Source organism: Nocardiopsis sp. CNT312, from assembly GCF_000515115.1.
Classification (GTDB): domain Bacteria; phylum Actinomycetota; class Actinomycetes; order Streptosporangiales; family Streptosporangiaceae; genus Nocardiopsis.
In genome coordinates this window covers 35,125-58,067 of sequence record NZ_AZXF01000019.1, presented here as the reverse complement: position 1 = coordinate 58,067, position 22,943 = coordinate 35,125, and the positions used below count along the sequence as shown (strand labels likewise).

The 22,943-nt window shown below is 68.5% G+C and carries 22 protein-coding genes and 1 tRNA gene; 14 read left to right on the top strand and 9 right to left on the bottom strand.

The window, feature by feature from the left end; genetic code table 11:
- Positions 1–117: 117 nt before the first annotated feature.
- The 3 genes from B042_RS0109580 (at position 118) to B042_RS0109570 (ending at position 2,639) form a co-directional block, all read left to right on the top strand.
- Entirely contained in the window at positions 118–1,374 is a 1,257-nt protein-coding gene (locus B042_RS0109580; RefSeq protein ID WP_028648104.1) for an aspartate aminotransferase family protein, read from the top strand.
- Between the two features lie 129 nt (positions 1,375–1,503).
- A complete protein-coding gene (locus B042_RS22605; protein ID WP_051415582.1) occupies positions 1,504–2,439 on the top strand; it encodes a hypothetical protein in 936 nt (311 codons plus the stop codon).
- Between the two features lie 124 nt (positions 2,440–2,563).
- Positions 2,564–2,639, top strand: a tRNA-Arg gene (locus B042_RS0109570).
- 292 nt (positions 2,640–2,931) lie between these two features.
- Here the strand turns inward: B042_RS0109570 and B042_RS24915 are convergent.
- The 3 genes from B042_RS24915 to B042_RS22600 form a co-directional block, all read right to left on the bottom strand.
- Positions 2,932–4,080: a site-specific integrase gene (locus B042_RS24915; protein WP_197024237.1), complete on the bottom strand. Its 1,149-nt coding sequence runs from the start codon at positions 4,078–4,080 to the stop codon at positions 2,932–2,934.
- A gap of 271 nt (positions 4,081–4,351) precedes the next feature.
- Entirely contained in the window at positions 4,352–4,555 is a 204-nt protein-coding gene (locus B042_RS0109560) for an AlpA family transcriptional regulator (protein WP_028648102.1), read from the bottom strand.
- Between the two features lie 92 nt (positions 4,556–4,647).
- A complete protein-coding gene (locus B042_RS22600) occupies positions 4,648–6,225 on the bottom strand; it encodes a YfjI family protein (protein ID WP_051415581.1) in 1,578 nt (525 codons plus the stop codon).
- 371 nt (positions 6,226–6,596) lie between these two features.
- Between B042_RS22600 and B042_RS22595 the strand changes: the two genes are divergently transcribed.
- From B042_RS22595 to B042_RS0109540, 3 genes are all read left to right on the top strand, one after another.
- Positions 6,597–7,730 (top strand): hypothetical protein, encoded by a 1,134-nt coding sequence (locus B042_RS22595; protein ID WP_197024236.1) that lies wholly within the window; start codon positions 6,597–6,599, stop codon positions 7,728–7,730.
- A gap of 250 nt (positions 7,731–7,980) precedes the next feature.
- Positions 7,981–8,415 (top strand): NUDIX domain-containing protein, encoded by a 435-nt coding sequence (locus B042_RS0109545; protein WP_081748699.1) that lies wholly within the window; start codon positions 7,981–7,983, stop codon positions 8,413–8,415.
- 115 nt (positions 8,416–8,530) lie between these two features.
- A complete protein-coding gene (locus tag B042_RS0109540; RefSeq protein WP_051415580.1) occupies positions 8,531–9,022 on the top strand; it encodes a helix-turn-helix domain-containing protein in 492 nt (163 codons plus the stop codon).
- Here B042_RS0109540 and B042_RS0109535 read toward each other — a convergent pair.
- On the bottom strand, positions 8,991–9,995 hold the full coding sequence (locus B042_RS0109535) for a hypothetical protein (protein WP_231493901.1): 1,005 nt from the start codon (positions 9,993–9,995) through the stop codon (positions 8,991–8,993). The genes B042_RS0109540 and B042_RS0109535 overlap by 32 nt on opposite strands.
- Positions 9,992–11,575 carry an ADP-ribosylglycohydrolase family protein gene (locus tag B042_RS27045; RefSeq protein ID WP_081748698.1) on the bottom strand — a complete coding sequence of 528 codons (1,584 nt, stop codon included), beginning with the start codon at positions 11,573–11,575 and terminating at the stop codon, positions 9,992–9,994. Before B042_RS27045 ends, B042_RS0109535 begins: the two co-directional genes overlap by 4 nt.
- Before the next feature lie 147 nt (positions 11,576–11,722).
- Here B042_RS27045 and B042_RS24330 point away from each other — a divergent pair, with 147 nt between their 5' ends.
- The 8 genes from B042_RS24330 to B042_RS25630 all read left to right on the top strand — a co-directional run bounded on the left by B042_RS24330 (position 11,723) and on the right by B042_RS25630 (position 17,773).
- The gene (locus B042_RS24330) at positions 11,723–12,067 is read left to right on the top strand and encodes a hypothetical protein (RefSeq protein WP_051415579.1); all 345 of its coding nucleotides are present in this window, start codon (positions 11,723–11,725) and stop codon (positions 12,065–12,067) included.
- A 441-nt stretch (positions 12,068–12,508) separates the two neighbouring features.
- Complete coding sequence (locus tag B042_RS0109520; protein ID WP_231493900.1) at positions 12,509–13,357, top strand: SAM-dependent DNA methyltransferase; 849 nt, start codon at positions 12,509–12,511, stop codon at positions 13,355–13,357.
- 56 nt (positions 13,358–13,413) lie between these two features.
- Positions 13,414–14,187 carry a hypothetical protein gene (locus B042_RS22585; RefSeq protein ID WP_051415578.1) on the top strand — a complete coding sequence of 258 codons (774 nt, stop codon included), beginning with the start codon at positions 13,414–13,416 and terminating at the stop codon, positions 14,185–14,187.
- A gap of 62 nt (positions 14,188–14,249) precedes the next feature.
- Positions 14,250–14,846, top strand: a complete 597-nt coding sequence (locus B042_RS0109510) for a hypothetical protein (protein WP_028648096.1) — start codon at positions 14,250–14,252, stop codon at positions 14,844–14,846.
- Between the two features lie 60 nt (positions 14,847–14,906).
- Positions 14,907–15,506: a hypothetical protein gene (locus B042_RS0109505; protein ID WP_231493899.1), complete on the top strand. Its 600-nt coding sequence runs from the start codon at positions 14,907–14,909 to the stop codon at positions 15,504–15,506.
- 28 nt (positions 15,507–15,534) lie between these two features.
- On the top strand, positions 15,535–16,566 hold the full coding sequence (locus B042_RS0109500) for a DUF2637 domain-containing protein (RefSeq protein WP_028648094.1): 1,032 nt from the start codon (positions 15,535–15,537) through the stop codon (positions 16,564–16,566).
- Positions 16,567–16,615: 49 nt separating this feature from the next.
- Positions 16,616–17,173: a hypothetical protein gene (locus tag B042_RS0109495; RefSeq protein ID WP_028648093.1), complete on the top strand. Its 558-nt coding sequence runs from the start codon at positions 16,616–16,618 to the stop codon at positions 17,171–17,173.
- A 144-nt stretch (positions 17,174–17,317) separates the two neighbouring features.
- Entirely contained in the window at positions 17,318–17,773 is a 456-nt protein-coding gene (locus B042_RS25630) for a GNAT family N-acetyltransferase (RefSeq protein WP_155988984.1), read from the top strand.
- Positions 17,774–17,899: 126 nt separating this feature from the next.
- Here B042_RS25630 and B042_RS0109490 read toward each other — a convergent pair whose 3' ends face one another.
- From B042_RS0109490 to B042_RS0109475, 4 genes are all read right to left on the bottom strand, one after another.
- Positions 17,900–20,083 (bottom strand): DNA sulfur modification protein DndB, encoded by a 2,184-nt coding sequence (locus B042_RS0109490; RefSeq protein WP_036554450.1) that lies wholly within the window; start codon positions 20,081–20,083, stop codon positions 17,900–17,902.
- A gap of 163 nt (positions 20,084–20,246) precedes the next feature.
- Complete coding sequence (locus B042_RS0109485) at positions 20,247–21,980, bottom strand: ATP-binding protein (RefSeq protein WP_028648091.1); 1,734 nt, start codon at positions 21,978–21,980, stop codon at positions 20,247–20,249.
- Positions 21,981–22,034: 54 nt separating this feature from the next.
- Positions 22,035–22,319 carry a GIY-YIG nuclease family protein gene (locus B042_RS27040; protein WP_369797690.1) on the bottom strand — a complete coding sequence of 95 codons (285 nt, stop codon included), beginning with the start codon at positions 22,317–22,319 and terminating at the stop codon, positions 22,035–22,037.
- Positions 22,320–22,390: 71 nt separating this feature from the next.
- On the bottom strand, positions 22,391–22,864 hold the full coding sequence (locus B042_RS0109475) for a hypothetical protein (RefSeq protein WP_028648089.1): 474 nt from the start codon (positions 22,862–22,864) through the stop codon (positions 22,391–22,393).
- Between the last annotated feature and the right edge of the window lie 79 nt (positions 22,865–22,943).

Genomic DNA, 22,943 nt, shown 5'->3' with positions numbered 1-22,943 from the left:
AGCCACGGTCGGAATTGCCCAGCGCGCTCTGGACACCGCCCGGTACGGATGCTTCCATAGCACTGTCGATTGTCAACAATCCTACGGATTTCGCAACCACGGAATTGAGGCCCGTTCATGGCGGAACTCTCCCCGATCCTCAAGCAGGCGACCCCGGTTCTCGCGGCCCGGGGCGAGGGGGTCTACATCTACGACGAGGACGACCGCCGCTACCTCGACTTCACCGCCGGTATCGGCGTCACCAGCACCGGGCACTGCCACCCCAAGGTCGTGGCCGCCGCCCAGGAGCAGGTGGCGACCCTGGTCCACGCCCAGTACACCACCGTGATGCACCGCCCCCTGCTCAAGCTCACCGAGCGCCTCGGCGACGTGCTGCCCGAGGGTGTGGACCGGCTCTTCTACGTCAACTCCGGCAGCGAGGCCGTGGAGGCGGCGCTGCGCCTGGCCCGCCAGGCGACCGGGCGGCAGAACGCCGTCGTGTTCCAGGGCTCCTTCCACGGGCGGACCATGGGCGCGGCGTCCCTGACCACGTCGGGCGTGAAGATCCGGGCGGGCATCGGCCCCCTGGTTCCGGGGGTGGTCGTCTCCCCCTTCCCCTACGCCTACCGGCTGGGCATGTCCGAGCAGGAGGCGGTCGACCACGCCCTGCGCGAACTGGACTACCAGTTCGCCACCGTGTCCTCCCCCCAGGACACCGCGGCGGTGTTCATCGAGCCGGTCCTGGGCGAGGGCGGCTACGTCCCCGTGCCGGACGCCTTCCTCCAGGGGCTGCGCGAGCGCGCCGACCAGCACGGCTTCCTCCTCGTCGCGGACGAGGTGCAGACCGGTTTCGGCCGTACCGGAACCTTCTGGGGGCACGAGCCCTCCGGCATCCGCCCGGACATCGTCATCACCGCCAAGGGCCTGGCAAGCGGCTTCCCGCTCTCCGCCATCGCCGCTCCGGCCGCGATCATGGAGAAGGCGTGGCCGGGCTCCCAGGGCGGCACCTACGGGGGCAACGCCGTCTCCTGCGCCGCCGCTCTGGCCACCCTGGAAGTGATCCAGGAGGAGCACCTCGTGGAGAACGCGGCCCGGATGGGCGAGCGACTGCGCGAGGGCCTGGAGAAGGTCGCCGGCTCCCACTCGGTGATCGGCGACGTGCGCGGCCGGGGCCTGATGGTCGCCAACGAGTTCACCGCGCCCGACGGCTCACCCGACGCCGCCACAGCGCAGCGCGCCCAGCAGATCGCCGCGAAGAACGGTCTTCTCCTGCTGACCTGCGGCCCCGCCGGAAACGTCGTGCGGATGATCCCCGCCCTCATCGTCAACGGCGAACAGGTCGACAACGCCGTGTCGCTGTGGGCGGCCTCCGTGGAGGAGGCGGCCTCCTCCTGAGACAGAGGTGACCCGTAGTCTGGCGCTGGGCCGACGGGCCCCGGGCGGACCGACGGCGCGCCCGGGACCGCACACGGCCCCGGGCGCGTCCGGTACGCGCCCCTCCCCCAGCACCAGAAAGGTTCCCCCATGCCCGCGAGCCGCGATGTCCGGCCGGTGTTCGACCCCGGCCTCCCCCCGAACGTCGCCACACGGCTGCGCGACAACCCCGAGGTCCTGATCCCCAAGAGCAGGCTGACCGACCACCGCCCCCTGCGCCGTCCCCTGCTCGTCGCGGGCGGGACCGCCCTGGCAGCCCTGAACCTCGTCTGGGCCGCCGCTAGCATCCCCTCCGTGGAGGCGGGCGCGTTCGGTGCCTACGTCCCCGGCGCCGTGGTCCACGCCGCCCTGGTGGGTGCCGCCGGCATCGCGGCTCTGCGCACTACCCCCCGTTCGTGGCTGCCCGAGGCGCTGCGCGAGGGCAGGAGACGCGACCTGTGGACCCTGTTCTGCGCGACGCCGCTCCCCCTGTCGTGCACGGCCTTCGTCCTCGGCTCCCTGTGGTGGCCGACGGCCACCGCCGTGCTGTCGGTGTACTCCGCCGCCGCGCTGTGGGTGGCGTTCGGGTGGACCGCCCGTGACCGCTTCGCCACGGCCCACGCCCACCGGTACCTGGTGCCGGAGGACTTCAGCTCCTCCTACTCCGCCCTGCTCACCGACGTCCAGCGGACGATCGACCGCCTTGAGGAGGCGGGCGAGAGGTTCGACGCCGCCGAGCCGCTGGCAGTGCTGCGCGCCGAGGAGTGGCGGATCGCCTCGGCCCTGCACCGCTACCAGCGCCAACGCGCCGAGTACCTGAAGAAGGCCGCCCGCGCGGCCGACCGGCAGGAGCGTTCCACGCTCACCCGGCAGTACGAGCAGCAGGAGCAGGAGTACCGGGAGCTGTCCAGACAGCGGCACCGCATCCTGGAGTACGGCAAGGTGATCGAGGAGGCGCTGCGCACCCCGCAGGGGCGCGCGGAGGTCGAGCGCGCCCTGGCCTCGGGGGAACTGCTGGCGGCGGACCGCTCCGACGGCGGCTCCTGAGCCCACCCGCACCCGATGTCCTGGCTCACACCGGAAGATGGCACGAACCCCTCCTGGCACCGTGGTAGAGTCGAAGACGTCGCCAGGGGGCACGGCCCACCGGGCGACACACAACTGAAGACCTGCACTCGTAGCTCAATGGATAGAGCATCTGACTACGGATCAGAAGGTTGGGGGTTCGAGTCCTCCCGAGTGCGCCACCGTGAGACAGTGGAGAGAACGCCCGGACCTGCACCAACAGGCCGGGCGTTCTCTTTTGTCCGCACACCCGCGGTCCGGCTGGCGACGGCCGGATCCGACCGCTTACGGCTGCCCGCGACACATACGCGGCAAAATTCTCGCGCCCCCGAACCACGGGGCGAACTCCCACCCATGGACTCGCGTGATCTGCATCACGTACCTTGGCCTGCTGTTTCGGTGCACTGCCCGGGACCGCCCCGTGGCCGCACCGGCAGGGGAAACCCATCCCGGGCGGGGGCGGACCGCATGGTCTCAGAACCCTTTGAACCCTGAAGCGGCCCGGCGCCTGTCGCGCTCCTCGTTGCCGCTGATGCACTTGGCGTAGACCCTCAGCAGAACCTCCTGGCTGTGTCCGGCCCATGCGGCGACCTGCGCCGGAACAATGCCCTGTTCCAGCCACAGGGAGACGCAGGCGCGCCGCAGGTCGTAGGGGGCCTCAGCGAGGGGAGTGGCCTGCTGGGCTTTGCTGAGGACCTGTCTCCGGGCTCTGGCCCAGGCGTCCTGGTACACGCAGGTGGCCAGTTGGCGGCCCTGGACACCGAAGAAGACCAGTCCTCCGGGCCCCTCCCCGAATTCCTCACGGTGCCGACGCAGGACACGGGTGAGTTTGGGCGGGCAGGGAACGTGGCGCTGCTCTCCCACCGCGCGTCCTTTGGGCTGGCGACGGTCGCGCAACTCACCCGAGTCGGTCCACCGCTTGCCGACGTCGGGGGCCACCTCGCGCACGACGATCTCACCCCAGTCGTGCTCCGCCTCGGGCGGGCACCACTGCTGTGTCTCGTGGTCCCAGGAGCACGGCTTGAGGTGGACGTCTCCCCAGGTGAGGTTGACTGCCTCTTCGGGGCGCAGCGCGGTGAGGTAGAGGGTGGAGAAGAAGGCGTTGAGGCGGGGGCCGCTGGGCTTGTGGCGGGTGACGGAGTCGATGAGGGCACGCACCTGCTTGGGGCTGGGCACCGAGGTGCGGTCCAGTTCCCGGCTGACCTTGGGGGCCTTCCACTTGACCGCCGACAGCGGATTGGCCGTCAGGTACCCGCATTCGACCGCGTAGTCGAGCGTGTGGGACAGGACGCGCTTGGCCTTGACGGCGCTGGACGCCGCGGCCGGCGTGCCATCCTTCTTCTCAGTGATTCTTTTGAGGACTGCACGTACAACCGACGGTTCGGCAAGCGCGGTCAGGACAACGGTGTGTTTGTCGGCCCAGGCGATCGCGTTCTCTATATCCACAGTACACTCGTCGCCGCGGTGTGCGGTGTTGTAGGACCATCTTTGCAGGGCGGTACGCATCAGATCCCGGTCGGGTTTTCCCTTGTCCGTGGTCCACAGCGCTTCGGTGGCGTCGGTGAGAATGCGAGCCCGGTCCTTGCGGTGGTTACCCGAGGCGTCCCTCCAGTGCTCGTCCATGTATGTCTGCACAAAAGCGTGCCAGGTCAGGACATCCTTCTCCTGTTTCCAGGTGACGGGTTCTCCGGTGGAGATATGAAAGGCCTCGCCGCGGCGCTGGGCTGCTGTGAGCTCTGTTCTGAAGGACTCGGCGAGCGCCTTGGTCCTGAAAGTTCTGCTGTGGAGCTTACCCCCGACGACCCAGCGGATGTTATGGGTCGTCTTCTTCTTTCCCTGGAGTTTCCTGATTCCCCAGATCTTTACATCGTAGGTACTGTCTTCCATAAGTGGGCTACTCCAGTTCCTTGAGCCAGTGGTCGTAGTCGCTGCGGCGAATGCGCAGCGAACCGTTGGGGAGTTTGGTGCACTTGGGGGCACGCCTCTTGGCCCGCCAGTCGTGGAATGTGGACCTGGCGACACCGAGGTCGGCGCAGATGTCGTCCACGGTGAGCCAGGTATCGGCGGACGCCGTGGTGCGGGTGGCGTTGCTTCGCACATCACCTCCGGGGTTCGGTCGGGGCTCGGCACGCGGTGGAGTGGGCGCGGCCCGGTTCGGTACACGCGCGCGGCGCGGTGGTCCGGCCCGGGTCAGGGGCGGTACAGGCGGGGGTTGACCAGGTAGCGGCGACTGGGCCGCCCCGGGGCGGGGGTGGCGGGCCCTGGTGCGGGGCGCAGCCAGCCCAGGTCGGTGAGCAGCGCGACGGCGGGGTCGAGGTCGCCCGAGCGTTGAAGGGTGGAGCAGCGCAGGGCGGTGAACAGGTCGCGGTGGCCGATCGTGCCGTCGGTACTGGTGCGCGTGCGCAGGTGGGTGAGGACCCTTCCGGCGATGGCGTGGGCCGATGCGGGGTCGGTCCGGTCGAAGACGGCCAGGGCGTGTTCGCTGTAGTAGCGGCCGATCTCTTCGGCGGCGTGCAGCGTGGCGGCTTGGACCGGGTGCTGGTCGGCGTTCTCGAGGTGTCGGGCGGTGTGCAGCAGCCCGGCGATGCGCACGGTGGCGCCCAGGAGTTTGCCGCCCCAGTCGCCGATGTGTCCGAGGCGGCCGTTGGGGCGCAGCTGGGGTTCGATGACCTCGTCGTGCAGGTGGACGATGCGCTCGCGGGCCTGTTCGGCCAGGGTCAGGGTGACCGGGCGGGGGTGGTGGCGGGCCCAGGTCAGGAGCCGGTTCAGGTGCTGGTGGTAGGTGTGGCGCACCTGGGCGGGCATCGGGGTGCTGCGGCCGATCTGTCGGAAGCCGACCGTGCTGCGGGGCAGCGAGAAGAGGATGCGGGCGGTCATGCCGCGTCCGCGGCCCCCGGGGGTGGCGAGGATGTCCCGGACGGCCTCGGGCTGTAGGGCGACGCCGATGGTCAGGGCGGGTGCTGGGACGCGGTCGGGGGCACGTCCCTGGCGGTCGACGCGGATGGGGTCGCCGGCGTGGGCTTTGAGGAAGGTCTCCAGGTTGGGGGTGCCGCCGTGGCGGCCGCCCAGCGTGGAGAAGAAGCCTCCTTCGGGGGAGAGCAGGGAGAGTCCTCCGCCCTGTTCGGCGAGTTGGCGGGCCAGGTTGGCGGGGGTGATGTCGGCGACGATGAGTCTGGGCGGGGCGGGGACGGTGGCGTGGGCGGCCTGCTCAGCGGCCCGCACCGCCTGCGCCAGGGCCTGGGGGGTGCCTTCGGTCTCTGCGGTCTTGGCTGCCTTCTTGGCCTGGGCCAGGGCGACGCGGCGGGTGAGTTCGGCTTCTCTGATGCGGGGTGCGGCCTGCTCGGCCAGACGGTGCTCGGCCTCGGCCAGGGGCGCGGTCATGGCGGTGAACACCGCGGACTTGCGCGAGGCGGGTTCCATGGCGACCACCGTGTACAGGCAGCATGGTTCGCTCCACATGCCGGTGTCGATGCGTACCCGTCCTGAGGCGGCGGTGGACAGGGCGGCCAGGCTCAGGCACCCGGCGAGGTCGGGTGGGGTCTGGGTCTGCTCGGCCAGAGCACCGGCGTGCTCGCCCACCCACGTCGGCAGGGCGTGCAGGGGGAAGTCGGGCAGAGGGCGGCCCGGCGCGGGCAGGGGTTCGGGGCTGTTCCAGCGGTCCCTGGCCCTGTCGTAGCGGTCACCGGTTTCGGTGGGCGCGGCTACGCGGTGTTCGTTAGGGTGGACGGGCGCGCAACCGCCTCGGGCTCGTGGGTCTGTGGTGGTCATGGCCTGCGCTTTCTCCCTGTTTCTCCGTCAGCGTTCGCCTGGTGGGCGGCCGTGTATGGGGTTGTGCTGCTCGTCAAGGGAGAAAGGTTCTCCCGCGGGCTCTTGTGACTCCTGGGCCCGGTGGCCCTCGCCGGGGCAGCCGATCGGTTGCCGGCCCCCGGTGGCGTGCTCTGGTACAGCGCGGACCGATCCGGTCCGTCCCTGGTCCGGCCCGATGCGTCGTGGTCCGCACCTGAGACACCAACCGATGGAATCATAGATTATTTTCTAATCTATACTTACATCAGTTGGTGTCTCCCCCTCGGGAGCGCGGCCGGACCGCCGCGGAGCCCTCGCGTCCGCGGCCCCACGAGCACAGGTGCAGGAGAAGCATGGAACGTGTCGCCCTCGACCCGGCATCGTGGTCTCGTCTGGTGGTCAGCGCCGCAGGCCTGTCCCGGACCGTGCAGGCCTCGTTGACCACCCTGGGACTGCTGATGTCGCCCTCGGGCTCGGTGCGCAACGCCCTCGCCCACCTGGTGGGCCTGACCGACAGGTCCCGGTCCACGATCAGCGAACATCTGGGCACGGCCCAGGCCCAGGGGTGGCTGACCTGTCTGGAGCGCGGGGGCCAGCGCGCCGACGGACCCCGGCCGAGCGTGTACCAGGCCACCGTGCCCGCCCAGGTCTGGCAGCGGCGCGAGGAGTTCCTGGCCCCCTTCGCGTGCGAAGAACCCGACCAGGACGCCCTGCCGGTGTTCCCCGCGGGGTCTGTCATCCCAGCTCAGGACCACCGTGGACCCTCGTCGGAGTTTTCCGCCCAGAAGATCAATCCATCTATCCCTCAAGGAGAAGCGCCGGCTGCGCCGTCGAAGCAGCAGGTGGCGCTCGCCCCGGGGACCGATCCGGTCATCGCCGCGGTGATCGAGGAGCTGGCCGCTCTGGCCGACCACGTGGTCTCCCCCGCATGGGCCGCCCGGTGCGTCAGCCAGATCATGCGCCACCGGCGGGTCCGCCACCCCATCGCCTACGTCGTCAAGACGCTGCAGAACGCCGCCGGGGACGGCACCCTGACCGAACGCTTCCTCCCCCCGCAGGCCGCGGGCCGCCGGTCGGGGCAGTATCCGGCACAAGAGCCTGCGCCCGTCGCAGACCGGGCCCCAGAGCAGGAGAGCACCGCGGCGTCGGGCACTGGGGCCGGTGAGGCCCCCTGGGACCGGTCGTCCTTCCCCACGGCGAACGGTTGGGGTCACGAGCCCGAGACACCCGCCGCCCCCGTAGCCGAGCCCGACCGTCCCGCAGCACAGCCTGACGCCGTGGGCAGCCCTCCGGAACCGCAGGAGCCCCCGCAGGAGATCTACCGTCCCGGGGGTCGCGTCCTGTCCGGCCTGGGTGAGACGGGGGCCAAGGAGCTGCTCAGGCTGCGCCGACAACTCGCCGAGCGCCAGCACCCGGGCCACCAGCAGAGCAGGAGCCAGGCAGAACGAGCTGAGCCGTTGGTCGGCTCCCTGGCCCCTGCGGCCTGAGGGTTCCCACCGTGCCGACGAGAGATCATCTAGGCCTGCAAGGACAGGGGTTCCTGCACGCCGCGAACGTCATCGACAGACCCACAAGCGTGTCCCGGTCCCACACGCGGAGCGGGCACGCGGTCTCCATGGAGAGGAGCGAGCGGATCGTCTATATCCGGACGCCGGTGACCGGCGGACACCGGCCGCAAGGTCACACCCCGCCACTATGGTCACCGGAACCAACCGCTGCCGGAGAGGACCCCGCCCCATGGCCCCGTACACCAGCGTCGTCGACGTACACACCATCCTGCGCCGGAGCGGCGAGATCGCCCTGCTGGAGCGCCGGGGCACCGGCTACTGCGACGGCATGCTGCACCTGCCCTCCGGGCACCTGGAAGAGGGCGAACCCGCGCACGCGGCCGCGGCCCGCGAGGTGCACGAGGAGGTCGGGGTCCGGGTGGATCCCGGCCACCTCACCCTGGCGGCGGTGGTCCACCACCGCCAGGAGCCCGGACACGCGCGCATCGGACTGTTCTTCTCAGCCACCGCATGGGAAGGCGAGCCCTACAACGCAGAATCCCACAAAGCCGCCGAGCTGGTGTGGGCCGATCCCCGCAGCCTGCCGTCGAACACGATCGCCTACCCGGCCGAAGGGATCCGGGCCTGGCTCGACGGAACAGGGTTCGTCCCACACGGGTGGTAGCTCAGAGCACCGCGCACACGCCCAAACGGCGCCAGGCCGCGGGCGTTCGCCCGCCCCGGCGCGTCCGTCTAGAGTCCTAGGAACGGATCGTTGGCCGACGAGGGTACGGGTGAGCATGCCGAGAAGCGGGGTCGTGGGCTGGAAGCCCTCCGTACTCAGACAGGCCCGCCAGGACAAGGACTGGAACCTCTCGGAGCTGGCCCGCCACGCCGATCTGAGCCGCACCGCCGTGAGCCGCTACGAGAAGGACGGCGGCAGCGCCCCCACCCCCGAGGCCCTGCAGCGCCTGGCCGCGATCCTGGGCGTGCCGGCCCGGACCTTTCTCGACTTCCAGGTCGCGGGCCTGGCCGGATACCGGGCCGTGGCCGGGCTGACCCAGGACCAGCTGGTCGACGCGGTCGCCGACCCGGACCTGAACGTGCAGACCTACCGCGCGCTGGAGAGCGGGCGCACCCGCAAGCTGCGCACCGCCCAGGCGCGGTCCCTGGCGGCGTTCTTCGGTGTCGACGAGGAGGAGGTGCGCACCGCCCACGCGCACTCGGTACGGCGACGCCAGGAACAGGAGGGTGCGGGCCTCACGGGCGGGAGCGCAGAGCGAACGCGGTGAGGCCGGCGGTGACCACCCCGGCCCGTTCGGCATGAGCGCGCAGCACCTCGCGCAGGGCTTTGGGCGCCATGCGCTCACTGGTGAGGGATCCGCCCCGCCGGACCCTGCGCAGCAGCCAGGCGTGCGGGTCGGCCGGCGCGGCCAGGGCGTGGTCGAGATGGCCGCGGGGCGGGGTGCGGCCCGTCTCGGTGAAGGTGCGGCGCAGGGTCTCCTTGCCGTCCTGGGCCAGGTCCAGGACCTGTCTCCACAGCACCAGGGAGCAGGGCAGGCAGGTGGTCCAGTCCGCCTCCGGCAGCGGGGCGGCCAGCGCTCGGGGCGGCTCGTCGGCCGCGGCCAGGACCGCGGTGCCCTCGGCGATGGCGAGTTGTCCGGTTCGCAGGGCGAGGGTCTCCTCGGGGCCGTGTCCGGTGGCGCGGGCCAGGAGCAGGGCGAGGCGGTTGCGGCGGTTGATGACCAGCTCGGGCCACCTCTCCTGGCGTGTGGTGGCCAGCACGCGGGTGAGTTCGGTGTCGGTGAGCCAGCGTGAGGTGCGCCGCTGGGGCTGGGGGCCGGAGCGGCGCAGCCACCTGAGCAGGTCCAGGACGGCCGGTTTGCTGGTGGGGTCGGGGTGGCCGTTGGCGGTGTGGGCGGTGGCCAGGGCCGAGGCCCACCGCTGCAGGGTGGCCTGGCCCTTGTGGTGGGTGTCGTGGGCGTGGGCCAGGTACAGGGCTACGTCCGCGGGGTCGGCGGGCAGGGGTGTGCGGTGGTTGGCGCGGCACCAGCGGGCCCAGAGCGTCCAGTCGGTGAGGTAGGCGCGGCGGGTGGCGGGTGCGTAGTCGGCCAGGTGGCGGCGCAGGTGTTCCAGTCCGGGCGGGGTGTCGCTGCCAGGGTCGGCCGGGGGTGTGTGCAGGGTGTCCAGCAGTGGGCGAAGCCCGGACGGCAGTGCCGTCCGGGCCTGGTCACGGTGTGGCGGGGCCTGGCCCACGCTGCTCACTCCTCACTCACCTGCCCGTGCAGGGGTGCTTGCCGGATACGCCAGGGCCGGTCCTGGCCCACAGGGCGGGCGTAGCCCGCCAGGTCGAAGACGAAGCCCTCCAGTTCGGGGTTGACCAGCGGACGGTTGTCGGCCAGCGCCTGGCACACCTCGTCCAGGGCGGTGGCCGGGTCGATACCCAGCAGCCCGGAATAACGGGCCGCCACGCTGGGGGTGCGGCTGCGGCCCGCCGCGCAGTGCACCAGCACCCGCTTGCCCTCCCCGCGCAGGCCGTGCACCGCGCGGGCGGCCTGGTCCAGGGTGTGGTGGCCGTGGGCGTTGGCACCGGGGCGGTCGATGAGCCACACCTGGACGTGGTCGCGGGCCGGGACGTGGGCGAAGTCGGCGGCGCCCACCCGGCACAGCGACACCACCGCGTCCACACCCAGCGCGGCCGGGTCCAGGTCGGCCAGGGGCAGGTTGCCCAGGACCACCCCGTCGTCGTGCGGGTGGGCGGTGTGGAAGGGGTCGGGGGCCTCGGCATGGCGGGGGTGGCGTGCGGCGTGGGGCCAGCCCTGGCCGTCGGGGGCGCCCTGGCGGGTCAGGCCGATAGCCAGGGCGATGAGGTCGCGGGCGGTGTGGCCGGGCCAGCCGTGGACGGCGCGCTGCCAGTGCCAGGGCACGGCCGAGGCGCCCCAGCGGGCGCCGAGCAGGGATCCGGCGATCGCGGCGACGGTGTCGGTGTCGCCTCCGGCGCGCACGGCCGCCTCCAGGGCCAGGCGCAGGTGGTCGGCGGCGAAGACGCCCGCGGCGGGGTCCTCGTCGGGGACCGGGGTGCGGGTGATGGCCGACCAGGCGACCTGCAACGCGGTGACGGTGTAGCCGTTGTCGGCGAAGGCGTGCGGGTCTTCGGCCTCGGCTTCGTCGAGGCGTGCGTGCCACCAGGGGCGGCGCTGGGCGGGGAGCAGGTCGACCCCGGCACGGACGCCGTCGAAGCCGCCGTGCAGGACGGCGTGGCGGATGCCCTCGCACCAGATGACGCAGGCGTCCCCGGCGAGGGGGTCGGCGTGGGTGAGGTCGCTGACCAGCCGCGCGGCCTCGGCAGTGGCCTGGGCGTCGTACAGGTCGTGGAGAGCGACGGGGGCGGTGCGCATCAGGGAACCGTTGCCCGCGGAGCGCCTACCGGACTGCCATCGTTCGCGTGATCTGCGGAGCATCGCACCGGCCACCCATGGGGTGGCCGCGTCGCTTGCGGTAGCGCTGAGCACCGAGCGGGTCTGGATGCCGATGTCGGTGGCGCCCTCGCGCAGCCAGGTGAGGAAGTGGTCGGCGATGCGGTTGAGGACCCGGCTCTCCTGGATGGCGGCGGGGGCGGTCTCGGTCAGGGCGCGGGCGATGCACACGCTCATCTGGGTGTCGTCGGAGTACTCGCCCGGGGCGTAGGGGCCCAGGCCGCCGCCGACCATCTGCGGGGTCTGGTCCGGGGTGAGGCGGGGGGCGAACTCGTAGGGGACGCCGAGGGCGTCGCCGCAGGCGGCGGCGAGCAGCACACCGGCGGCGCGGTCGTCTCGGTAGGGGGCAGGGGTACGCGGTAGGGCCATGGAACTCCTCGGATCAGGGGCATGGTGGAACACCCAGAAACTTAACAGTCGATAATGACATTATCAACTTCTATTTTCAGGGATGGTCACAGCCGTGCGCCCTGATGGCTTGCAGGGGTTGTTTCCGCACACAGGAGGAGCCCGACCATGGACCAGCACCCGGTGTCCGCCGCCGATCCCCGACCGTTCACCCTGCTCACGGTGACGGGCCGACCCGGCGAACCCGGCAACAGCATCGATCTGGCCTTCCGCACCAGCGGCAGCGGCAGGGAGGCCCACGGCCCCGAGGTGCTCTGCCACACCTATGCGGACCGGACCCCGATCCTGAAGCTGCACCAGGGCGACTTCAGCGTGAGCCTGACCACCGCGGGCCCGGAGACCGCCGGAGAGGCCGACGTGCGCTTCGCCCGGGCGATGGTCATGGGTGCACTGCGCTACTACCAGGCCCTGCACCAGTTGCGTCGGGGGCAGGGCGCGGCGCCGACGCGCTAGCCAACCGAGGGCCGCTGCCTGCGCGCCCATCCGGGGCAGGCCGCCGCGTTCGCGCTGGGGCGCACGCGGCGGCGCGGGCTTCGTCGTCGTCCTCCTCGTCCCGCTCGTTGGCGTGGCGGTCCGCTGCGGACTGCGCCCGGGTGTCGAACCCGGACTGGGCCGTATCGGACTGCGGTTCCCGGTCCGCCACCGACTGGATGCGCGCGGCGGCGTCCTTGTCCATCTCGGTGTGTCTGCCCATGTCCGTTACCTACCCCGGCCAACGCGAGCGGCACAGGGCAGCCGCCCTTCTGAAGGAGCGGCCCCGTGGCGCACGTGAGCACTCGGGACCGGATCCGGAGCTTGCGTTCTCGCAGTCCAAGGCATTGATAAACCCTGGGCCACACGGGGGGACGCGGGTCCGACTTGCCAAGATGATGCTCATAGATTAATTTCAAATCTATGAGCACATACAGCGGGCGGAGACCCCGCACCACCGACCACGACCGCATCCGCACCATCACCGACCGCGTCTGCGCCGCCTGGGCCAGCCGCTTCTCCGGCTCAGGCATCGAACTGCCGCTCAGCGCCGTGGCGGCACTGGCCCACCTGCGGGACCGCAACCCCCGCAAGGCCACCGACGACTTCCTCGACCTGGACCGGCAGCAGGCCGCCCACGTGCTGCGCATGCTCTGGACCGGCTTCACCCGCACCCGCCCGGACCTGGCCTACCGCGTCCTGCCCCTGGCGCAGCACAGCCACCACAAGGGGCGAAGCGACCACGATGCGGCCCTGGCCGCCATCGCCCGCACCGCCGTCAGCGCCGGACTCTTCGACCTGACCATGACGCCCAGCAGGACCTCGACCGACCTCTTCGGCCCCCTGCTCATGGGCCTGCGCCCCCGCAAGGCCCTCGAATCCCACGGGCAGTTCTACACCTCACCCAGCACCGCCGCACTCCTGGCCGACATGGACGCGGTGCCACCGCCCGGCTCGGCGGTCTGCGAGCACTCGGCGGGCACCGGCGCCCTGGTACTGGCCCTGGCCGAGCGCATCCGCGCCCACGGGGGCGACCCCGCCGACCTGCGCTGGGAACTGGTCGACATCGACCCGGTGGCCACCGCGTGCCTGGCGGTCAACGCCGACCTGTGGCAACTGGGCCCCCACGTACTCATCGGGTGCGCCGATTCCCTCACCGGGAACTGGCAGGCCCGCGCCCGCTACGAGCGCGGCCTCGGGATCGAGATCGACAGGACGCGGGCGCTGTACCGGCTCGCCGTCCTGGGAGACCGCTACGCCTCGGCTGCCTGACCCCCACCTCTCCCCCCAGCCCTCATTTCGCCTGCGAGACGACAGGAGACCCGCCCATGACCGTAAATTCCACTGCCTTCGCCGACGCCGTCGCCAACCAGTGGCACGACCTGTACGGCCCCAGCCGCGCCGAAGTACCGATGAGTGTGCTCACCGCGGCCGCCTTGCGCTCCCGTCTGGACTTGAGCACACCGCAGCACGCCCCCGACGGTGTCGGCGCCTTCCTCTCCGCCCAGCGGCGGGTGTGGGAGAGGGCAGCCCAGCGCTGGCCGCACCTGTACCACCACTGGGATCAGTACACCGACTGGCCCGCCTGGCCCGACCGCGAGCACACCACGAGCGCCGCGCTGGAACTGGCGCGCCGTCTCACCGCCACGGGCGTGATCGATTACCTGGACGACCTCACCCACCGGCGCGACTTCCTCGGCGGTGTGCTGTACCGGCTGCGCGCCCCGCTGGCCAGCACCGGCCGCGACCCGCTGGAGGCCGCCACCATGCGCCCCGTGCACCTGGACCGGGACCGGCCCGTGCGGTCGATCACCCTGGAGCGCACCGGAACCGGACACGGGCTCCTGCCCCTGCTGGCAGCCCTGCACGAGCACGGCGTCGACCCCCGGGACCTGGCCTGGCAGCTGCGCGAGATCGACCAGTTCCAGGCCGCGGTGCTGTGCACCAACCTCGCGTGCTGGGACGTGGCCGCCCCCAGAGGGGCGAACGTGCTGGTGGCCACCGGCCAGGACGACGACTGGATCCAGGCCGAGCGGGAAGAGCGCGCCGAGTCGCTGCAGACCCTGTCCATGGTCACGGACCTGTCCGGCCCCTGCCCCTGACCGGCACCCCCACCCCACGCCGCACACCAGCCCCACCCGCAGCCCCTCTGGGAGGTCCCCCCATGCCCGCATCCTGGCGCACCGCGCCCATGCCCGCACCCGTCGCCGCGCTGCCCCGCACCGCGCAGGGGATGCCCATCCCCTACACCGTCTCCCGCGGCGAGGACCCCGAACGCATCGTCCACCGGCCGGGAACCGGACCGATCGCGGTGTGCGACTGCTCCCCCGACCACGGACGCCCCTTCTTCGGCTCCCAGTGCCCCCAGCGCCAGCGCCGGTGCGTGCGCCAACGGCGCTGCCCGGTGTGCGGCCAGAGGGTGGACTCAGACTCCTACCTGGCCTTCGGCGGCCTTCCCCTGCCGGGCACACCGTGGTTCATGGAGGCCGGAGCGCACCCGCAGTGCCTGGCCTACTCCCTGGCCGTGTGCCCGGCCCTGCGACGCGGCGCCGGCCCCGACTTCCCCATCGCGCTGGCCCTGACGGTGCACACCTGCGAGGAGCGCCTCATCCACGGCCCCGGCACCACCGCGATCCTCGCCGTGCCCCACGGCGACCCGCTGGGCCGAGAGGGGACGCTGCACTTCTTCCTCTCGCGCCCCCTGCAGCCGCTGGTGCTGGAGCGCGACACCTTCCTCGCCCACCCCCTGGCACGCCCCTGACATCCCAGGCCAGCCACCACCGCACGCACCCCGCTCCCCTCAAAACCCCAGGTGATCACCATGAGCACTGACGTCCCCATACCCGGACCGATCCGGCGCCTGCCCACCACCCGGGCGGGCTACCCGATCCCCGTCCTCACCCCGCGCGGCGACATGTCCGCCACCTTCACCATCAAGGAGCTGCCCGACACCGGCCTGACCGCCGTGTGCCCCTGCCGCGACCACGACCAGCCCCACAAGCTCGGCGCGATCTGCCCCGACCTGCAGCGCAGCGCGATGCGCCGACACCGGTGCGGCGTGTGCGGCACACGCCTGGACCCCCGCTCGGGCCTGGCCTTCATCCGCGACGACCCGTACACGCTCGACTTCATCGAACCGCCGCTGCATCCGCGGTGCATGGCCTACTCGGCGCGGGTGTGCCCCGTGCTCGCACGCTCGATCGACACCGCCCAGATCCTCATCTGCCGCCGGGTGCGGCTCTACGAACGCCGCGAGACCGCCAGCCAGGACGGGCAGCGTACCGTCCACCGCTACTTCCCGCTCGGCGACGGGCAAGGGCGCCGGTTCGGGGCCCTGGTCTACCTGGTGGCCGTGCCCGTCAACCCCGAGGTCCACCCCTGCGCCGCGTGGCTCGACCAGCACGCGCCACCGCTGTCGTGAACCCCCGCCCCTGGAGAACCCCTTTCACATGGACACCACGCAACTGATCATCCTCACCGTCTGCGGCCTCGCCGCCGTCGGCGTCCTGCTCTACCCCTGCCTGCGGCTCGCCCGGTCCTTCTCCGCCTGGTACAGGGACCTCACCGGCCAGGAGCGCGCCAACCTGGTGGAGAACGCCCTCGTGGTGTTCTTCGCCTCGGTGGCCAGCGGACTCATCATGCAGGGCCTGGTGGGGTTCGCCCGAACGGAGATGGGCCTGACCGGTATCTGGCCCTACCTGCTGTTCGCCGCCCTGGACGGCATGGCCGGCTTCTTCGCCTTCGTCTCCTACCGGTGGGCGCGCATGGGCGCCAGCGCTCTGGGGCCACGGGCGATGGTGCTGCTGATCGTGGCGGGCAGCGCCTGGTTCCAGTGGTCGCACGCGGCCGCCGCAGGCCAGGGCGTGGCCGCCCGGGTGGCGTGGTCGCTGATGCCGGTCATCGCCGCCGCCCTGTGGGAGACCGTGCTGCGCCACCGCCGCAAGCAGTGGGCCCGCAGCCGCCAGGAGGCGGCCGGGCCCCTGGTCCCGGCGGCCCGCTGGTGGTGGGACCCGCTGGGCTCGCTGCGCATCGCCCGCCAGGCCGCCATGTGGCACGTCACCGACTGGGAGAGCGCCCTGGACCTGTACGCGATGAAGATCGAGACCCAGCGCCGCCTCAAGAGCGCCTTGGGGCCGCTGTGGCGGCGCAGGGTGCCCGCCGAGATCTCGGTGCGTCTGCGCCAGGGGTTCCACATCCGCGAGGCCAAAGACCTGGCCGACGCCTTCCTCGCCCAGCAGGAGAAGAGGAACGGGACCTCGGCCGAGACCGACCCGCTCGTCTTCTTCAAGGCCGTGCAGTTCTACGTCGAGGCGGCCGGGGCCGGCATGGCCCCGTCCGAACGCGGGCTGTGTGAGCAGTTCGGCATCTCCCCCAAGAAGCGCCGCTGGGCGCAGAAGGTCATCGCCAAGGCCAAGGAAGTACGCGAGGACGGCGACGCGCCGACTCGCTCCGCTCAGCAGCAGATCGAGGCCGGCGCCTGACCCCCGCGGCGCCGACCGTCCCCGCCCCCTGTCCTCAGAAGGAGTCCGTATGACCACTCATCCGATGCCGCCCGAGATCGCCCGCCTGCCCCGCGCCGGTTCGACGCCTGTGCCGTGGACGGTGCAGTGGAGCGGCGGGGGCGACCACGTCGTCCAGCGCGACCAGGGGCCCGTGCTCGTGTGCACCTGCAAGCCCGGAAAGGGCCGACCCCGGTTCGGCACACCGTGTGTGAACCACCAGCGGCGCGCGGTCCAGGAACGCCGCTGCACCGTCTGCGGTATCCCCATCGACACCGATCAGGCGTGCACCTGGCCGTTGGCCGACACCGACACCCGCTACTACTTCGAAGCGCCCTCTCACGCGCAGTGCCTGGCCTTCGCGCTGCGGTCCTGCCCCAAGCTGGCCTCGATCGCCCACCGCACCCACGTGGTGCGGGCCCGCGACTACACGGTCTTGGAGCGCCGAGCGGTCGGCACCAGCCCGGAGGGGATCGTCTTCGAGATGGTCCCGCTGGGTGAGCAGGGCTCGGGAGTGGTCGAGCTCTACGCGCTCACTCCGATTGACCCCGAATTCACGCCGACTTCTGAATGGCTGGCAGCCCAGTAGCACGCATCCACAAAGCAACCCAAGGGAGAGCGATTGAAAAAAGATATTTACTTCTCCCATTTGGTCATCTCTGAATCAGACCATGCGAGAATACACGAGCTAATCGCCTTTCCTTGCGACGAACAGGGAAGACCAGGGAAAAACGTGATACTCACCATGAAATCGGAAGATGAACCTGAACACGCAGCCCATCAGTCGGGAGCAATCAGATGGAATGAAACACAAAATATAGCAACGGAAATATACGTTACTCCAACGATGCGCAGGAAAGGCATAGGGACCGCACTGTGGCGCATGGCCAGAAATTTGCATGCCATAGAAACCGGTCGCGCACTTCAACCTTCCCGAAGGCGCACCATATTAGGCGAACTTCTGACCCAAAAAATCTGCACCGATCCACCCAAGGTCAAGGAAATCATTCTACCGATGACACCTCAATCAGAAATCAACGGAGCCAGGAAGCATCAGCTTGTTCCAGATGACATGAACGCGATTCTCCGCCTCTATTCTGATCGGGGTTCCTCAAAGCAGATCAGGGCTCTGTGTGCAGCTACAGCCGAGGAAGCTTGGGGTTACCTTCGCAAAAAGAACCGGAGCTAGCGTTGACAAGAACCCGACTTGGGTCAATTTTGTACGGACGAAGTTGACCCAAGTCGGGCGCCATTAAACCGAGTGAGAAATGACGTTGGCCTACGACTCACCGGAACAGAAATAATGACCCCATATTTACGAACCAGGGTTCATTTGCACCGTCTTGGATTCCTCTTTTCCCAAGTCCAACTCGGCCTGACTGCCATGGGGAGCCGAACCTGCTCGCCATGCTTCAAAATCCTGGTCCGACACCTCGAACCAGTGCCTGAGGGCCTTCTTGAGATCCTGGGTCGCCAATTTCTCAGCCTTTTCTTTCCGCTTCCCGGGGTCAAGAGTCGGCTCACTCTTTTCCAAGGCTTTGTCCTTCTGTTTGATACAGAGGTCCATGTAGAGGCGCCGGGCATGGCCGAGTCCGGTATCGAAGTCGTCCTGGTTAATCAGCCAGGGAGCGATGTGCTGCCACACCTCGGGGATGGCGAGGGCCTGCATCCAAAAGTATCGGAAATACACCGCGTAGGGGGTATCCATTTGGGAGATCTGGTTGATCGGGTAACTGCAGTCTCTACTGAAGGCATACTTCCGGTCACGAGCTCGGCCGTGCTCCATTTGAAAGAATGTATTCCATGCGGTGACGAGGGCGTCCGCGAAGGCAGGGAGATCCTTGAGGTCGACACCTCCGGGCTGCTTCTTACGCATCTCCCAAAGCGAACCGAGGGCCATGACCATGCCGAGCTGACAGGCATGCGTGTTGAAGACATCGAAGGCAATCTTACAACGCTTGATGACCTGAGGGCGAGTCGAACCGAGATACTCACGAGCGCGGTGTTCGTCGAACTCGGCCTGCTTATCCCTCAGAGTGTCCCAAGCTCGGATCACGTCCGATTTCACAGGTCGAGGGCCCTCAGAGTTCCGGACAGCGTCCTGGTAATGGTCGTAGCCGTCGCGAAGAGTCCAGTAAACTCCGACCCCGCCGAACAGGGCGTCGTGCGCGAGTGCCGCATGGGTTTTTGTGGTGTCCCAGTTCTCCTTGAATTTGGTGAGGCTAGCGGCGTGGGCAGCATAGGGAGCGGCCTTGGACAAGAGGATCAGGATCGCTTGCCCCCAGGTTTCCATGAACCTGTCAGCCAAAACCTCCGCACGGCCCAGTGGGAACTTGAGGTCCCCGATACTGTCCCGGTCATACTGGTAGCCAGCATCATCGAGATACTCCGGCAAGAGGCTGACCAAGTCCAGTTGGGCGTGCATGAATTCGTCGCGGTCCTTGGCACTCTCCCTTCCACCAATCGTCTGGGCGAGATTGGTGAGGTACTTGGAGGGACCGAAGACGCAGCGATTGACGGCCATCTTGAGGAGATGAATGTTCGTCATGACCGACCAGCGGGCGGGGCGGCTGGTGTTGATCTCAGGGTTGTCGTACTCGACCGCATACAGCGGCAGGTGACTGTCCCTGCGGCTGCGCAAGGCACTCAGGAGACTGCGTGTGAGGACATTGGAGAGTTCGCCGTCAGACAGGAGGATGATGCGGGAATCGCTTGGTGGACGAGCCTCCTTGTTGACGTCGACAAAGAGCTTGCGTGCCGCTTCGTGTGGCCGTGAGGGATCCCCGGTCTCGTCAGGGAACCAGCAGACTGTCACCGGAACTTCGATCTTCGCCAGGTCCAGTTCGGACACTTGGTACTCGTCCAACAGACGCTCAACCTGGTGTTCGTAGAAGGGGCGAAACTTCTCGCCGTTGTTCTGCCAGGAACGGGACAGAGTGCGCTCGATAGCCAGCAAAGCCATCGCTCGGTGTTGGCCATCGAGAACTACGAGGCTGGCCTCAGACTGGTTCCACCATAGCTTGCCGAGATTCGCAGGGTGCAACTCACCGTCGGGGAACACAAGCCGGTGGACCTGGAAGGATTTCCCCGCTCGTGCTTCCTGCCACAGTGTGTCGTCATGCTCCACCTGGGTCGGATCCGCCAGTGTCGGGAAGGTGGTCGGTCGCTTGTTCCGGAAAGGCAGAAGAATAGCGACGATAGGGGGGAAGAGCGCAGGCCCGGTCACCTCTTGCTTGAGCAGATAGGGGATGAGCTTCACCGCCACCCGATGATCATCCAGGTCACGTTGCAGCAGCTGGTTGAAGTCCAGGTCGCCAGGATCCATGATCTCTCGAACAGGGGCAAGGCTCCTGGTGAGCCGTCGTTCAGGGGCATCAAGATCTCCGCCGAGTCGGGCCTTGGTCATGATGTAGTCGACCCGGCCAGCAGGAGTGGCGAATCTGCCCCAGGTGCCTTGCACGTAATCGCGGAACGTGAAATTAGAACCGGAGCCAAACATCTTTGTGTGTTTACCTTTCTGAAGAGGGTCAAGCCCAGAGTGGCAGGAGAACACTGTCCGAGAATATTGAGACAGCGGGGCTGAAGACTTCTAGGCGTTTGACGGTGCCTGCCATTTGCAACGAGCTGGGTGAGATTCCAGAGACATCCCACCCAGCGTCCGCTCACTGATCCTTGAACTTCTCCCGGAGCAGTGCCTCGGTGAACATGCCCCAGTAGGTGCGCAGGTCGTCGAAGCGCTCAGGGTCCTCGTACATGCCCTCAGCGCGCGCGTAACCCATGAACAAAAGGTCGATGGCTGCTTGAGCCCGCAGGGCCAGGTCAGTGAGCTCTTCGTGTTCCAGGCCTTCCGCGCCTTCGTCGGCAACCTTCTTCAAAGGGGCGTACACCTTGTCGAAGAAGGCGTGACGATGGTTGATCTTGACAACGGATTTTCCGTTGAGGTGGCGGATCTCCAGGAATTCCTTACCGGGCCACTGACCATCCAGCAGCGTGATGGGTTTGGTCTTGATCTGCTCGCGCAGCTTCTCGATCTCGGGAGCGTCGTTGTCGGCGTCCAGCCCCATGTCCGCGGCGGTCTCTTGGACGACCTTCTCCTCCTCCGCTGCGGTCGCCCCCCGGCCGGCCAGTCCCTTGGGCAGAGAGGGCGCCACCTTAGCGGCGGTTTCCATGCTCCCGCTGTGCTCACCGTTCTCCAGCCGCTGGCGGGTCTCGTGTTCCTTCCACGCCGCACGCACTTGCCGCAAGGCCTGCTTCACCGGAGCCTTGAGCCACTCCCGGAGTTGGGTCCGCAGCTTGCTGACCGGCTCCGCGCCGCGCTTGACATGGCGGACCTGGAAGTACTCGTCCAGTTCGGCAGGAAAGTTGACCTCGATGGCGACGTAACGCAGGACCTTGTCGTTGCGCCCGCCTTCCAGCAGGCGTGGGACGATGTCGTAGTAGATCTCACGGCCGTTGCGCAGGATACTGATCTTGGCCGTGTTCTCATAGTTGATCTGAAACTCTTTGATGTCCTGACCTTTTGAATCCACCTCACCACCAGCTCCCTGCCATGGGCGAAACTCCTTGGGCACGATAGCGACCGAGACGTGAACCTTGTGGCCGTCAACCTCCAGATCGGTCTCCTCGATGAGCTCTCCACGTGGGTCCAGTTGCTTGTAGCGGGAGATGATCCGAGGATTGTCCCTCAAGAAGAGCGGATCGTGGAGTGTGACGGCCTTCCCGTCCAGCTCGAACACCCGACCTGTGTCGATGTATGTGCGGTAGGCACGAGCGATGAACTTGCGCAGATCGGCGAGCTTCTCGTCAAGGGAAGTACCGTAGGGCCCCCCGCTAGACAGCCGATCGATCTTGCCGAACACCACGATCGTGCCGGAGGAAAACGCCCGTCCATCACGCCCGGTCATGAGCTTGGCCGCTTCCGCAGGCCAGCCCTCAGCCTCGGTGGTGGTGATGTGGGTCTGCTCGCCCTCCCGGATCTCTTCGAGGTCGATGTAGCTGTGGTAGATCGTCGGGTTATTGGTCTGCTTGCTGTAAATGTCGATGCGTTCGCCCAGGCTGAGGCCAGCGAGCTTGAGTCCGACCCCGAACCGTCCCAGCCCTTGGCGCTGTCCGTACCGGGTGCTGTAGCCCATGGAGAGCACGTGGTGCATCTGGGTGGGGTCGATGCCGATGCCGTTGTCGGTGATGATGATCTTGTCGATCGTCTTCTTGCCCCGGCCGAAGACGGACTGCACACGCATCAGCGTGGCCTCCGCCTCGATGGAGTTGTCCAGGGGCTCGCCGATGGCAGCGGTGAGGTCGAAGCCTGCGTCACGCATGGAGTCCAAGGCCCGGTCGACCTGGATGAGGTCAGCGCGGTGATCGTCGGAGGACAAGAACAGCGGATTGGTCGCCATAGTGGATCCTTAGCTCGTGTTAGTGCCGTAGCGGCCCCAGTCCTTTCCCGGGGGCTACATGCGGAGACGGGGCCAGCGCGCATCGCGCTGCTCAGGTAGGCAGAACGCGCACGGGGTGGGATGGAAGTCAGGACGGCGGGGGTGGATACGGTTGGACACCTGCGGTGTCAAGATGTGGAACAGCGCGCACTCAACGTCATAGGCACTGACCGAGCTGGGGTGGACGTCGTAGGTGAAGTAGTCGCCATGCCGGTCGGTGCAGTGTCTCAGGAGCCTTCGACGGATGTCAGTGTCGCTGCGACCGATGTAGGTGGGCTCGCCATCTGCCGTATAGAGCACGTATGTGCCGATCCGGCAAGGCGGGATGAGAGCACGCACCAACCACGGGCGAAGCCTCAGGGCCCTGGGGCTCACGCAGCAGCCTCCTCTGCGGTCCACAGCGTCCTCGCACGGCGACGGGCACGGCTGATGCGCTCGCGCATACGGGGTAGTGGCACACCATAACGCTGGGCCATGGTTGTGGCGTCGTGGCCGTGTGCTAAGTCCTCGAGCAGCGCGCGCTCCCCGTTGGCAAGGTGGGGCTCGGTCTGCAACCACGTATGGATTTCCACCACCAGGTAGCTGGCGTCGGTGTTCTCCTGGTCCCCAAGCTCGTGGTCGAAGGCAGCAGCAGGAGCGATGGTCCTACGGCGCTCCAGAACCTCATAGGCGTGCCCCATAGCCGAACGGATGCGGTGCTTGGTGGGGGTGGAGGAGGTGTCGTCGGGGTTTCGGAGAAGCTCGTCCAAAGCGCGGTCGATACGGTCGAGCTCGTAGGTGTCGTGGCTGGTCAGGGCCTGCTTCTGCAAAGCCTGGACTGCCCCGATAACCGGGGGGCTGATCATATTGCTCCAAGTATCTGGTGGTGGGCCCCATACGGTGGCACACGTCCGAAAAGTGAAGCTGAGTTATGGAGTTGTCGGG

Coding starts and splice junctions, on each gene's coding strand:
- B042_RS0109580 (WP_028648104.1), top strand. CDS start 118: ATGGCGGAACTCTCCCCGATCCTCAAGCAGGCGACCCCGGTTCTCGCG.
- B042_RS22605 (WP_051415582.1), top strand. CDS start 1,504: ATGCCCGCGAGCCGCGATGTCCGGCCGGTGTTCGACCCCGGCCTCCCC.
- B042_RS24915 (WP_197024237.1), bottom strand. CDS start 4,080: ATGGACGAGCACTGGAGGGACGCCTCGGGTAACCACCGCAAGGACCGG.
- B042_RS22600 (WP_051415581.1), bottom strand. CDS start 6,225: ATGACCACCACAGACCCACGAGCCCGAGGCGGTTGCGCGCCCGTCCAC.
- B042_RS22595 (WP_197024236.1), top strand. CDS start 6,597: ATGGAACGTGTCGCCCTCGACCCGGCATCGTGGTCTCGTCTGGTGGTC.
- B042_RS0109545 (WP_081748699.1), top strand. CDS start 7,981: ATGGCCCCGTACACCAGCGTCGTCGACGTACACACCATCCTGCGCCGG.
- B042_RS0109540 (WP_051415580.1), top strand. CDS start 8,531: ATGCCGAGAAGCGGGGTCGTGGGCTGGAAGCCCTCCGTACTCAGACAG.
- B042_RS27045 (WP_081748698.1), bottom strand. CDS start 11,575: ATGGCCCTACCGCGTACCCCTGCCCCCTACCGAGACGACCGCGCCGCC.
- B042_RS24330 (WP_051415579.1), top strand. CDS start 11,723: ATGGACCAGCACCCGGTGTCCGCCGCCGATCCCCGACCGTTCACCCTG.
- B042_RS0109520 (WP_231493900.1), top strand. CDS start 12,509: ATGAGCACATACAGCGGGCGGAGACCCCGCACCACCGACCACGACCGC.
- B042_RS22585 (WP_051415578.1), top strand. CDS start 13,414: ATGACCGTAAATTCCACTGCCTTCGCCGACGCCGTCGCCAACCAGTGG.
- B042_RS0109510 (WP_028648096.1), top strand. CDS start 14,250: ATGCCCGCATCCTGGCGCACCGCGCCCATGCCCGCACCCGTCGCCGCG.
- B042_RS0109505 (WP_231493899.1), top strand. CDS start 14,907: ATGAGCACTGACGTCCCCATACCCGGACCGATCCGGCGCCTGCCCACC.
- B042_RS0109500 (WP_028648094.1), top strand. CDS start 15,535: ATGGACACCACGCAACTGATCATCCTCACCGTCTGCGGCCTCGCCGCC.
- B042_RS0109495 (WP_028648093.1), top strand. CDS start 16,616: ATGACCACTCATCCGATGCCGCCCGAGATCGCCCGCCTGCCCCGCGCC.
- B042_RS0109490 (WP_036554450.1), bottom strand. CDS start 20,083: ATGTTTGGCTCCGGTTCTAATTTCACGTTCCGCGATTACGTGCAAGGC.
- B042_RS0109485 (WP_028648091.1), bottom strand. CDS start 21,980: ATGGCGACCAATCCGCTGTTCTTGTCCTCCGACGATCACCGCGCTGAC.
- B042_RS0109475 (WP_028648089.1), bottom strand. CDS start 22,864: ATGATCAGCCCCCCGGTTATCGGGGCAGTCCAGGCTTTGCAGAAGCAG.